The organism is Caballeronia sp. LZ032, assembly GCF_031451315.1.
In the GTDB taxonomy this organism is placed as follows: Bacteria; Pseudomonadota; Gammaproteobacteria; order Burkholderiales; family Burkholderiaceae; genus Caballeronia.
This window is the reverse complement of record NZ_JARUXP010000001.1, coordinates 730,876-742,457: the sequence shown is the minus strand read 5'-3', so window position 1 is coordinate 742,457 and position 11,582 is coordinate 730,876. Positions and strand designations below refer to the sequence as shown.

Below are 11,582 nucleotides of genomic sequence, written 5' to 3'. Positions count from 1 at the left end.
GGCGATTCTGAAAGTTCGACTTTCACTTTCGACAATGCCGGGCATTGTTGCATGCGGCAAAATTTTCCGGCTCCAGAAAAGCAGCCCGTGCAGCCGGGCTGCTGCTTCGGACCCGCGATCATTCGACCGTCTTCTGCGCCGGCGCGGGCGCAGGCGGCGCGACCGTGCGCTCGTTCGAACTCGTCGAGGACGCCGTCTCGTTCGGCATGCCGTCCTTGCCCATCGGCAGCGTGACGGTACGCACCGTGCCGTTGCCGAGCGGGAAATCGGCGAGTGCGCTGCGCACGAGATAAGGCATGGCCTGGTAGAGCGAGGGATCGCCCGTCGAGTTGACGGCCGTGACCTTGTAGGCTTCGCGGCCAGTCTGCCGGTCGGTCATGCGGATCTGCAGCGCGTGGATGTACACCGGATAGGTCTGATCGACATAGCCCGTCGGACCCCACGGGCCATAGCCGCCCCAGCCCGGCCCCCAGCCGCCCCACGGGCCACCCCATGGACCGCCCCACGGGCCGCCGTACATCCACGGATCGTAGAAGACCGGCTGGCGCACGGTCATCGTGTCGCCGCGGACCGAGTAGGCAATCGCCACCTGATAGTTCGCACTCGCCTCGGGCACCTGGCGGAAGTTGTACTTGGAGAGCTCCATCGCAACGAGCGTCTCGTACGTCGTCTGTTCGATGCTGTTGCGCTGCTCGTCCTTGCGGGCGAAAGCGTAGGTGCGGGTCGTGTCGTTGCCGCTCCAGTCGGAGAAGGCGGTCACCTGGGTCTGCACGTAGGTCGTGCAGCCCGCGAGCCAGGTTGCCGCGAGTATCAGCGTCCATCTGAAAAACGCGTTCATGGTCGTCCTCACTGGGTTCCAGCACCCGTTCCAGTTTATTTACAGCCTCCGGGCAGCCCGGAAGCCTCCTTGTTTTGTGGGGGTTTGCGACGCGTCATGCCGCCCGGTTCACGATCCTCGGGCGGCTTGTACAATGGTTCGACCAGCCGCGCGCGCGTTGGTGCGTTCGACCTTCGTGCGTTCTGCGTTCTGCGTTCGCATAGCGTTCGCACTCGGGACGCCGGCGCCGCCGTTCAATCCAAACATGAAGACCCTGCCATGTCTACCACGACCGCTTCCGCAGTGATCCGCCGCGAGGACTATACGCCACCCGCCTTCCTGATCGAATCCGTCGCGCTCGAGTTCGATCTCGCGCCGTCGCACACCGTGGTCAGGAACACGATGAAGCTGCGTCGCAATCCTGACGCAGCCGCCGCCGGACCTGGCGCGCGGCTCGAACTCATGGGCGAGCAACTGGAATTCGTCAGCGCGACGGTCAACGGCGCGGCGCATTCGGATGCCCGCGTTCACGCGGCGGGACTGTCGCTCGGCGGTCTGCCGTCCGATGCTTTCGAGCTTGGCATCGAGAGCATCTGCAATCCGGCTGAGAACACGACGCTCTCCGGACTTTATGTCTCCAGCGGCAACTTCTTCACGCAGTGCGAAGCCGAGGGCTTTCGCCGCATCACCTACTTCCTCGACCGTCCGGACGTGATGGCCACCTACACCGTCACGCTGCGCGCCGACAAGACCGCGTATCCGGTGCTGCTGTCGAACGGCAACCTGATCGCCGAGGGCGATCTGCCGGATGGCCGCCATTTCGCGCAATGGGAAGATCCGTTCAAGAAACCAAGCTACCTGTTCGCGCTGGTGGCCGGCAAGCTGGTGTGCATCGAGGAGCGCATCCAGTCGGGTTCCGGGAAGGACAAGTTGCTGCAGGTCTGGGTCGAACCGCAGGATCTCGACAAGACCCGCCACGCGATGGACTCGCTGATTCACTCGATCCGCTGGGACGAAAAGCGCTTCGGGCTGGAACTGGATCTGGACCGCTTCATGATCGTCGCGGTGAGCGACTTCAACATGGGCGCGATGGAGAACAAAGGCCTCAACATCTTCAACACGAAGTACGTGCTGGCCAACCCGGAAACCGCCACCGACACCGACTTCTCGAACATCGAGGCCGTCGTCGGCCATGAATACTTCCACAACTGGACGGGCAACCGCGTGACTTGCCGCGACTGGTTCCAGTTGAGCCTGAAGGAAGGCCTGACGGTGTTCCGCGACCAGGAATTCTCCGCCGACATGGCCGCCGGCGACGCCGACGGCGCAGCCAGCGCCGCGGCGCGCGCGACCAAGCGCATCGAGGACGTGCGCGTGCTGCGCCAGATGCAGTTCGCCGAGGACGCGGGCCCGATGGCCCACCCGGTGCGTCCGGAGAGCTACGTCGAGATCAACAACTTCTACACGATGACCGTCTACGAGAAAGGCTCGGAAGTCGTGCGGATGTACCAGACGCTGTTCGGGCGCGACGGCTTCCGCCGCGGCATGGACCTGTATTTCAAGCGTTTCGACGGCCAGGCCGTGACCTGCGACGACTTCCGCCAGGCGCTGGCCGACGCGAATCATCGCGATCTCGCCCAGTTCGAGCGCTGGTACAGCCAGGCGGGCACGCCACGCGTCTCGGTGCGCGCGCATTACGATGCCGCCGGCAAGCGCTATACGCTTTCGCTCAAGCAAGGCTATGGCGAGGCGTCCGAAGCCGCGCGCGAAACCCAGAAGGGTCCGCTGCTGATTCCGTTCTCGGTGGGCCTGATCGGCCGCAACGGCGCCGATCTGCCGCTGCGTCTGGAAGGCGAAAAGGAGCCGAACGGCACGACGCGCGTGCTCGAGTTCACCCAGCGCGAGCAGTCCTTTACGTTCGTCGATGTGAACGAGGCCCCGCTGCCGTCGTTGCTGCGCAATTTCTCGGCGCCGGTGATCGTGGAATACGACTATTCGAACGAGGAACTCGCCTTCCTGCTCGCGCATGACAGCGATCCGTTCAACCGCTGGGAAGCCGGCCAGCGGCTCGCGACGCGCGAACTGCTGGCGCTCGCGGGGCGCGCGGCGCAGGGCGAGGCGCTGACCATCGACGATGCGGTGATCGCAGCGTTCGCCCAGCTGCTCGACGACACGACCCTCACGCCGGCCTTCCGCGAACTCGCGCTGATGCTGCCGTCGGAAAGCTATCTGGCCGAACAGATGGCGGTGTCGGATCCGGCCGCCGTGCACGCGGCGCGCGTCTTCATGAGCCGGCGGCTGGCCACGCAGCTGCGCGACAAGTGGCTCGCGACGTATGAAGCGAACCGCACGCCCGGCGAGTATCGTCCGGTGCCAAAAGACGCGGGCAAGCGCGGGCTCCGGAACCTCGCCCTCGCCTACCTGAGCCAGCTCGACGACCCCGCCGACGCCGTCCGCCTCGCACAGGCGCAGTACGACAGCGCCAACAACATGACCGACCGCTCCGCCGCCCTCGCCGCCCTGCTGCTCGCGAGCGCGACGCAGGGCGCGGACGCGACTGTCGCCGACGCCGCGCTGGCCGACTTCTATCGCCGCTTCGAGAAGGAGGCGCTCGTCATCGACAAGTGGTTCGCGCTCCAGGCGACGCAGCGTGGCGGACCGGACCGCAACGTGATCGAGATCGTGCGCAAGCTGATGCAGCACCAGGCGTTCACGCTCAAGAACCCGAACCGCGCGCGTTCGCTGATCTTCAGCTTCTGCAGCGGCAATCCGGCGCAGTTCCATGCCGCCGACGGCTCCGGCTACGCCTTCTGGGCCGAACAGGTGATCGCCCTCGACGCGCTCAATCCGCAGGTCGCCGCGCGTCTGGCGCGCGGGCTGGAATTGTGGCGCCGCTTCACGCCGCAATTGCGCGAGAAGATGCATGCGGCGCTGAGCGAAGTGGCGGCGCAGGCGAAATCGCGCGATGTGCGCGAGGTCGTGGAGAAGGCGCTCGCCGCTTGAGCGTTGTTTCGGCACGGTTTTTTTCCGCTGGGTGATGGGCGGTGACTGACTGGAGGCCGTCGTGCGCCGCCTGGCGCGCGGCGGCCTTGCTTGTTTCTGGCCGACGCCCGCCGGCGTTGTCATACGGTGGGACGGGGTCGAGCGGTTAGAATCGCAAATATTCGTCTAACGCTCACGGAGCCTCGCATGTCCTCCAATTTCAGCCGTACCACGCTCACAAAGTATCTGATCGAGCAGCAGCGCGAACACCAGAATCTGCCCGCCGACCTGCGCCTGCTGCTCGAAGTCGTGGCGCGGGCCTGCAAGCAGATCGGCTATCACGTGAGCAAGGGCGCCCTCGGCGAAGCGCTCGGCTCCGCCGGCAGCGAGAACGTCCAAGGCGAAGTGCAGAAGAAGCTCGACGTGCTGTCGAACGAAATCCTGCTCGAAGCCAACGAATGGGGCGGCAATCTGGCCGCGATGGCATCGGAAGAAATGGAAAAGATCTTCCCGATCCCCAATCGCTATCCGAAGGGCAACTATCTGCTGACCTTCGATCCGCTCGACGGCTCGTCCAACATCGACGTGAACGTGTCGATCGGCACGATCTTTTCGGTGCTGCGCTGCCCGGACGGCGTCGAACCGAGCGAACAGGCGTTCATGCAGCCGGGCTCGCAACAGGTGGCGGCCGGCTATGCGGTGTACGGTCCGCAAACCGTGCTCGTGCTGACCACCGGCCATGGCGTGAACTGCTTCACGCTCGATCGCGAACTCGGCTCGTGGGTGCTCACGCAGCGCGACATGACGATTCCGGTCGAGACGCGCGAGTATGCGATCAATGCGTCAAACAGCCGGCATTGGTATGAGCCGGTGCAGCGCTATGTCGGCGAACTGACCGAGGGCAAGGAAGGCGCGCGCAAGGAAGATTTCAACATGCGCTGGATCGCTTCGATGGTCGCGGACGTGCATCGCATCCTGAGCCGCGGCGGCATCTTCATGTACCCCGCCGACAAGCGCGACCCGTCCAAGCCCGGCAAGCTGCGCCTGATGTACGAAGCCAATCCGATGGCGTTCATCGTCGAGCAGGCCGGCGGCGCGGCGACCAACGGCGAACAGCGCATTCTTGATATCGTCCCGACGAGCCTGCATCAGCGTGTCGCGGTGTTCCTCGGTTCGAAGGGCGAAGTGGATCGCGTCACCCGCTACCATCACGAAAAGAAAATTTGATTCGAGCTATTGCCAAATCGAGAAAACGGTCGCTATAATCTTGTTTCTCTGATGCCGGAATAGCTCAGACGGTAGAGCAGCGCATTCGTAATGCGAAGGTCGGGGGTTCGATTCCTCTTTCCGGCACCAAAAAGATTCAGCAGTACAAAAACCCGCGTTCACGCAAGTGACGCGGGTTTTTTGCTTTATCCGGTGTTTCTGCATCTCCACACCTTTTCACCCCCACAGGTGGGTGGATGCAAGTGCAGCACGTCTATGCCACGATTGCCTGAAGTTGTTCGCGAGTGCTCTCGACCGACTTCAGCCCGTGCGCGTCTTTCGCTGAATCTTCCTTTGCGATTTCACGTTCAGTCCGAGTGCGCGTCTGATTCGCTTTTTATGTGCGGCTTCGTACAACAACACGCTATTTTCCGCTCTGCACCATCGAGCGTCAACGCAGGTTTCCCGGTATCGTTATATCCATAGAGGAAACGCTACAGTTGGACATGAGTTACGCGGGCAGGATCGGCAAGCAAGGCGCCATGCGGCTGACGGCCGATTCGCACGAATCCCGAAAAATGCAGTTTTTGCGACACCGGATGTTAAGGGCGAGTATGCATTACCGGTACATTGCCCTTTGCAACACGAACGATCATGCGTTGTGCTTCAGCCGTATCGATTGGATTCAAGTTGAATCGGCAGCCATCCGATAACGCATTTTGAGAGGATTTCGAGTTTGAACTGCTGCTTGTGTGCGGCGGCGCAACAGCCGCATCAATCAGGTTGGCGCATTTGAGTGTAGTCATAGAGGAGAGAGATCATGGACGCAAAACCGACGAAAATCCCGACGCCCGACACGGTGTTTTGTCCGGATCAGGATCCGGTGGCCGTCGAATTTCTCGCGACCGAATTGCCTGAGCACGTCAGGGCTTTCTTCGACGAACAGCGTAACGCTGCGCAGTCGAAATAGGCAGATGCACTGGATCACGCAGTCGTCGTGGGAATGACAGACCGCCGCGCGCGGTGCAGGCGGGCGTTCGCGTCCGGATGCGGCTCGCGTGAGGTTCCCCCACGTCGCTGATGTTTGGGCGAGCCGCACATGCCGGCTCGCCTGTTCAGGACGCTTCTCCTCTTCCTCTCTGTTGATCCCGGCCGGCGGTACGTTATTCTGGCGCTTTTGCTCGTTCATGCCGATGCGCCGTCGCCCGACCCTCTCCCTTCTCGTTCCCGCCGCTTTCGCTTACGCGCTTGCGCTTGCAGCACCCGGATCCGCCCACGCCGATGGCGATGAATCCGCCTTCACCAATGTCATCGCGCTGGTTTCGCAGCGTCTCGCGCTGGCGGAACCGGTCGCGCGCTGGAAGTGGGCACATCACGATGCGATCACCGACGCGCCGCGCGAGGAAGCGCTGCTCAAGCAAGTCGAAGACAAAGCGCGTGCCGCGCAAGTCGATCCTGAATTCGCGCGCGCCTTCTTTCGCGATCAGATCGAGGCGAGCAAGGACGTCCAGAACGCCCTGTTCGCCAACTGGCGCAAGCTGAAGGCCGCGCCGGAAGGCACGCCGCCGGATCTCGCGAAGGACACGCGCCCGAAAATCGATCAGCTCACGCGCTCGCTGATTGCGGCGCTTGCGCACATCGAACCGCTTCGGCACACGGACGATTGCCCTGTTCGGCTCGCGGAGAGCGTCGCGCGATGGAAGCATCTGACGCGCTACGACGCCGCGATGGATGCGCCGCTCGATCGCGCGCTGTCGCATGTCTGCGCAAGCGGCGGGCTGGGCGCGGTGGGTTGACCGCCGGGTCGACTGAAGACTAGAACGCGGCGGCGAGCGGACGGATGTCGAGCGGCGTCACGGGCAGGCCGCGTGCGAGGCGTTCGCTCAGGATCCGGTAAGTCGTCAATTCGAAGCCAGGCGCCGTGACACCCGCCGACAGCGCAGCCGCCCCGTCCAGCGAGTCAGCCGAGCCAAGGTATTGCCATTGATTCACGACGTGCCATACGCGTCGTCCCGACTCGGCGTCGCGCTCCTCGACGGCAATCGCGCCCGCATACGGCCAGGGTGCGCCGCGCGCTTCGCCGGAACGCGGCTTTGGCACCCGGTTGTAGGCCGGCCGCAAAGCCGCAATCAACTGCGCTTCGGCAAGCATTGCGCCAATTTCGCCGCCCGTCGCCTGGTATTCGACACGGCGCACGAGCGACGCCAGCCGCAAGTCCTTCGCCGAGCGCTTCGGTCCGACCAGATGCGAGCGCACGCGTTGCCGCAACCGTACGCTTCGGCCGACGTACAGCGGTGCGTCGTCATCGCCATGGAACACATAGGCGCCGCAGCCGGCGGGAATGCGCTCGATCGTGTCCTCGTCGATATGCGCCGCAAGCTGGAAGCGGCGCGTCACCCGTTCGAGATGTGCCTGCATGACCTCCGGCGCGTGCGCACGATGCAGGTGTTGCCAGAACTGCCAGAGCAGATCGGCGTCGGCGAGTGCGCGATGGCGCGCCGACGGCACGAGCGCATGGCGTTGCACAAGTGCGTCGAGACCGTGACGGGTTTCCGACGGGTACACCGCCCGCGAGAGCTGTACCGTGCAGAGCACGTCCGGCACGAACCGAAGCCCGACGCGCTTGAACTCGCCTTTGAGGAAACCGTGATCGAAATGGGCGTTGTGGGCGATGAAGAGTCGCCCGCTCATCCGTTCGAGCAGGTTTGTGGCGAGCTGGTCGAAGGTGGGTGCGTTTCGCACCATGGCGTCGTTGATGCCGGTCAGCTGCTGGACGAACGCGGGAATGGAGCGCTGCGGATTGACCAGCGACGTCCACTGCGAAACGCCCTGCGGACCGACTTCGACGATACCGATCTCCGTGATCCGGTCGACGCCGAAGGTACCGCCTGTTGTCTCGAGATCGACGAAAACGATGGGTTCGGCCGGAAGCGTGAAGCGGGATGAATCGAAGTGCATCATGGACGGCGGAAAGCGGTGCGCCTGACGAGATAGACAGGCGCGCAGTAAAGGATGAATTGCCCATTCTAACGCAGGGGCTCGGCGGGCCCTGACCACGCAAGGATCGCATTCGACAATTAAGCATTTGCTACGCTTTGCCATAACGCAATGGGTGCGTGATGAATACTGCGGTAGAACTCAAAAGGGCATCTGTCAGCATTCCATAAATAAACTTGCAATAGTGGCAAACCCGAAATCAAGCGAGTGTATTTTCAAGCTGGAGCAGCGCTGCGGGAGCCCGGAGAAGCCGAAGCGCGCACGCCCCTGCCGGCAGGGGCCGGCCCTCATACGGCTGGCTTGAGCGAGGTAACGCGGAACCAAGCTGGCGTGATTCGATTGCTTTTGCGACGCTCAGTTTTCAATCAGACCAAAGCACTAAAGCAATACCCTTTGAGCAGCGCCTTATCCGTCACTCGCAAGTTGCATTGGTTATCCCAATTCAATTATTCAGTATTAACCTATGCCAAAGAATTTTAAGCGTATCCAAGTAAATCAATTAAGGACATTTCAAGAGTAACCGACCATAATCCTTGCCGGATTCTCCGCGAGGATTTCATCTGCCTTTTGCCCGCCGTCAACAAAAACGCGCATCGATAACGAGCGGCTTTCACCAACTTGTCGACAGGAAGCTTTGACCGGATTAAAAGAACAGCCAGGGAATTTTGTCTCGATTGCAGTGGGCAATGCTGAATGTGCCCAACCTTGATACCCGCCAAGCCATACGACGCAAGGCTCCGCGCCTTCCGCAAAGGCGCCTCGCGTCACCACTTCACCGAAACCCGGCGCAAAAAAAAAGCGCGACTGGGAAGTCGCGCCGACAAAGTTTGGAGATCTTTTTCCGTCAACGAAAAAGTCTGCTTCGGAAAGCAGAGCAGTCAGTATAGCGATGCGCCCCGCACAAATTACCTGCATAAATCACAAACTTCTCTTTCAGATTTCTCAACAATCTCATTCCGGGAATTACTTGTTGCTTTTGCGCGTCAATTTGTGTCGTTCATGCGCAACGCTAATCGGTTGACACCTTAGCCCTTACGACTTCATTCGCCCTTAAACCATTGTAAATAAACAGGAATAAGCGAATTTTCGATCATTGCGCGAGCGAGAATGGTTTATTGCGGAAATCGAACAATGCTCAATGTGACACCGTTCTTTACACTTCGTCTGGTCCGGAAACAAATGTGTCGGCTGCCGATGCATAGCTCTTCTGGCCGCGCCCTCTCGCAGCGCGCCGGTACGAGGTTTCCTCAAAGCCTGGGTCCTGGGCCCAATCTGCTCTCGGAGTTACAAAGATGAAAAAGACTCTCATGGTCGCCGCCCTGACGGGCGTTTTTGCTACTGCCGCCCATGCGCAAAGCAGCGTCACGCTGTATGGCCTGATCGATGCCGGCATCACCTACACGAACAACAATGTGACGACGGCCGGCGGCACGGGCCACAGCAACTTCAAGGCGACGAGCGGTTCGGTCAACGGCAGCCGTTGGGGCCTGCGCGGTGCTGAAGACCTCGGCGGCGGCCTGAAGGCAATCTTCACGTTGGAAAACGGCTTCAACATCATGAACGGCACGAACGGCCAAGGTGGTCGCGAGTTCGGCCGTCAGGCATTCGTCGGTCTGTCAAGCACGCAATTCGGCGCCGTGACGCTCGGCCGTCAGTATGACTCCGTCGTCGACTTCGTCGGCCCGCTGGCACTGACCGGCACGCAATACGGCGGCACGCAGTTCGCCCACCCGTTCGACAACGACAACCTGGACAACACGTTCCGCGTCAACAACTCGATCAAGTACACGAGCGCGAACTACGCCGGCTTCAAGCTGGGCGCGATGTACGGCTTCTCGAACGAAGCGGGCGGTTTCTCGGATAACCGTGCTTACAGCGTCGGCGCATCGTACAACTACGGTCCGTTGAACGTTGCTGGCGCGTACATGCAACTGAACAACGTCGGTTCGGCGACGAACAACATCGCCGGCGCAGTCGGCAGCGACAACTCGCCGTTCACGGCTGGCCGTCAACGCATCTTCGGCGGCGGCATCAACTACGCGTTCGGCCCGGCAACGGTCGGCTTCGTGTTCACGCAGACGATGCTGGACAACGCAACGTCGCTGAACAACGTCGCAACGAACGCAGGCAACATCAACCTCGGCGACAGCCACGTTCGCTTCACGAACTACGAAGTCAACGGCCGTTACAACCTGACGCCGGCTCTGTCGGTTGCAGGCGCGTACACGTACACGGACAGCCGTATCGCCGGCGAAAAGCCGAAGTTCCATCAGTTCAGCCTGCAAACGGCCTACGCGCTGTCGAAGCGTACGGACGTGTACCTGCAAGGCGAATACCAGCACATGACCGACGACGATGGCCTGCCCATCGGCGCGACGATCAACGGCGTGGGTATGTCGTCGTCGTCGAACCAGGTTTCGGCAACGGTTGGCGTGCGTCACCGCTTCTAAGCGTCACCGGCAATACTGCTGTAGAAAAGCCGCTCTTCGGAGCGGCTTTTTTTCGTTCTGGGTTCAGGCAAGCGGTCCTGAACCGGACGGCACACGCGCCTCAGCGCGGATAGCGCACGTCGAGAATATCGATCTGTCGCACGCCCGCGGGCGTATGCAGCGCCACCGTGTCGCCGATCTTCGCCTTCAGCAGCGCACGCGCCATTGGCGAGATCCAACTCACCCAGCCGCGCTCGAGATCCACCTCGTCCACGCCGGCAATCGTCACCGTCTTCACTTCGCCGTCGTCGCCGGCGTAATCGACGGTCGCGCCGAAGAACACCTGGTCGACGTTCTCCTGCTTGCTGCTGTCCACCACTTCCGCTGCGTCCAGCCGTTTGGTCAGGAAACGGATGCGCCGGTCGATCTCGCGCAGGCGCCGCTTGCCGTAGATATAGTCGCCGTTCTCTGAACGATCGCCGTTCGACGCCGCCCACGACACCAGCTTGACCACCTCGGGACGCTCGTTGTCGAGCAGTTGCAGGAGCTCGTCACGCAGGCGCTGATGTCCTTGCGGCGTGATGTAGTTCTTCGTGCCTGCCGGGACATCCGGGTGTGCGGTTTCGAGATCGTCGTCGCTGTCGTCCGACTCTTTGACAAATGCTTTGTTCATGATGCGAATCCAGATCCAGTTTCGAGATGACACACGCTTTCAAAACATCAAGTTACCATGCGGAACATGCATCTCCTACGAAGGAAACCGGGAATTTGCCCTAAAAGCCTTCCATTTTCGGATTAGCTTGGCTATAATTCCGCTTCTGCGTGCGGCTGTAGCTCAGTTGGATAGAGTACTTGGCTACGAACCAAGGGGTCGTGGGTTCGAATCCTGCCAGCCGCGCCACTTTTTTCTGATGTTCTCGTTATTGGCGGTCGCGCCAATCAAGGAAAACATCACGCGCTTGACCATAAGCGCATTGACGTCACATGAAGCAGTACCGTTTTGCGTGCGGCTGTAGCTCAGTTGGATAGAGTACTTGGCTACGAACCAAGGGGTCGTGGGTTCGAATCCTGCCAGCCGCGCCATTTTAGGAGGGCCTTCCAGTCGGAAGGCCCTTTTTGTTTTCGTCGCTCGAACCGGGCCGCATCGGGAC

The 11,582-nt window shown here is 61.4% G+C and carries 9 protein-coding genes and 3 tRNA genes; 7 read left to right on the top strand and 5 right to left on the bottom strand.

Translation table 11 applies throughout. The annotated features are described in order from the left end of the window. Positions 1-118: 118 nt before the first annotated feature. The gene (locus QCE69_RS03450) at positions 119-838 is read right to left on the bottom strand and encodes a DUF4136 domain-containing protein (protein WP_309914505.1); all 720 of its coding nucleotides are present in this window, start codon (positions 836-838) and stop codon (positions 119-121) included. Positions 839-1,096: 258 nt separating this feature from the next. On the opposite strand from QCE69_RS03450, the gene pepN reads away from it, so the two are divergent. The 3 genes from pepN to QCE69_RS03435 all read left to right on the top strand — a co-directional run bounded on the left by pepN (position 1,097) and on the right by QCE69_RS03435 (position 5,155). Continuing rightward, a complete protein-coding gene (pepN, locus tag QCE69_RS03445) occupies positions 1,097-3,820 on the top strand; it encodes an aminopeptidase N (protein ID WP_309929475.1) in 2,724 nt (907 codons plus the stop codon). 186 nt (positions 3,821-4,006) lie between these two features. After that, complete coding sequence (locus QCE69_RS03440) at positions 4,007-5,026, top strand: class 1 fructose-bisphosphatase (RefSeq protein WP_309914498.1); 1,020 nt, start codon at positions 4,007-4,009, stop codon at positions 5,024-5,026. Between the two features lie 53 nt (positions 5,027-5,079). Beyond that, positions 5,080-5,155 (top strand) — tRNA-Thr (locus tag QCE69_RS03435). Positions 5,156-5,807: 652 nt separating this feature from the next. On the opposite strand, the gene QCE69_RS03430 is transcribed toward QCE69_RS03435, so the two are convergent. Next, positions 5,808-6,194 (bottom strand): hypothetical protein, encoded by a 387-nt coding sequence (locus QCE69_RS03430; protein ID WP_309931669.1) that lies wholly within the window; start codon positions 6,192-6,194, stop codon positions 5,808-5,810. A 4-nt stretch (positions 6,195-6,198) separates the two neighbouring features. Between QCE69_RS03430 and QCE69_RS03425 the strand changes: the two genes are divergently transcribed. Further along, the gene (locus QCE69_RS03425) at positions 6,199-6,801 is read left to right on the top strand and encodes a chorismate mutase (RefSeq protein WP_309931539.1); all 603 of its coding nucleotides are present in this window, start codon (positions 6,199-6,201) and stop codon (positions 6,799-6,801) included. Between the two features lie 19 nt (positions 6,802-6,820). Here the strand turns inward: QCE69_RS03425 and QCE69_RS03420 are convergent, their stop codons facing one another. Both QCE69_RS03420 and QCE69_RS03415 read right to left on the bottom strand, forming a co-directional pair. Further along, positions 6,821-7,963 (bottom strand): exonuclease domain-containing protein, encoded by a 1,143-nt coding sequence (locus QCE69_RS03420; RefSeq protein ID WP_404987278.1) that lies wholly within the window; start codon positions 7,961-7,963, stop codon positions 6,821-6,823. A gap of 549 nt (positions 7,964-8,512) precedes the next feature. Then, the gene (locus QCE69_RS03415; RefSeq protein ID WP_309929474.1) at positions 8,513-8,917 is read right to left on the bottom strand and encodes a hypothetical protein; all 405 of its coding nucleotides are present in this window, start codon (positions 8,915-8,917) and stop codon (positions 8,513-8,515) included. A 377-nt stretch (positions 8,918-9,294) separates the two neighbouring features. Here QCE69_RS03415 and QCE69_RS03410 point away from each other — a divergent pair, with 377 nt between their 5' ends. Next, complete coding sequence (locus QCE69_RS03410; RefSeq protein ID WP_309914492.1) at positions 9,295-10,452, top strand: porin; 1,158 nt, start codon at positions 9,295-9,297, stop codon at positions 10,450-10,452. Between the two features lie 100 nt (positions 10,453-10,552). Here QCE69_RS03410 and greB read toward each other — a convergent pair whose 3' ends face one another. Continuing rightward, the gene (gene greB, locus QCE69_RS03405; protein ID WP_309914489.1) at positions 10,553-11,104 is read right to left on the bottom strand and encodes a transcription elongation factor GreB; all 552 of its coding nucleotides are present in this window, start codon (positions 11,102-11,104) and stop codon (positions 10,553-10,555) included. Between the two features lie 151 nt (positions 11,105-11,255). On the opposite strand from greB, the gene QCE69_RS03400 reads away from it, so the two are divergent. Together QCE69_RS03400 and QCE69_RS03395 are read left to right on the top strand one after the other, a co-directional pair. After that, positions 11,256-11,332: transfer RNA gene (locus QCE69_RS03400), tRNA-Arg, on the top strand. 105 nt (positions 11,333-11,437) lie between these two features. Continuing rightward, positions 11,438-11,514: transfer RNA gene (locus QCE69_RS03395), tRNA-Arg, on the top strand. The last annotated feature ends 68 nt before the right edge of the window (positions 11,515-11,582 follow it).

Coding starts and splice junctions, on each gene's coding strand:
- pepN (WP_309929475.1), top strand. CDS start 1,097: ATGTCTACCACGACCGCTTCCGCAGTGATCCGCCGCGAGGACTATACG.
- QCE69_RS03430 (WP_309931669.1), bottom strand. CDS start 6,194: ATGAACGAGCAAAAGCGCCAGAATAACGTACCGCCGGCCGGGATCAAC.
- greB (WP_309914489.1), bottom strand. CDS start 11,104: ATGAACAAAGCATTTGTCAAAGAGTCGGACGACAGCGACGACGATCTC.
- QCE69_RS03415 (WP_309929474.1), bottom strand. CDS start 8,917: ATGCAGGTAATTTGTGCGGGGCGCATCGCTATACTGACTGCTCTGCTT.
- QCE69_RS03440 (WP_309914498.1), top strand. CDS start 4,007: ATGTCCTCCAATTTCAGCCGTACCACGCTCACAAAGTATCTGATCGAG.
- QCE69_RS03420 (WP_404987278.1), bottom strand. CDS start 7,963: ATGCACTTCGATTCATCCCGCTTCACGCTTCCGGCCGAACCCATCGTT.
- QCE69_RS03450 (WP_309914505.1), bottom strand. CDS start 838: ATGAACGCGTTTTTCAGATGGACGCTGATACTCGCGGCAACCTGGCTC.
- QCE69_RS03410 (WP_309914492.1), top strand. CDS start 9,295: ATGAAAAAGACTCTCATGGTCGCCGCCCTGACGGGCGTTTTTGCTACT.
- QCE69_RS03425 (WP_309931539.1), top strand. CDS start 6,199: ATGCGCCGTCGCCCGACCCTCTCCCTTCTCGTTCCCGCCGCTTTCGCT.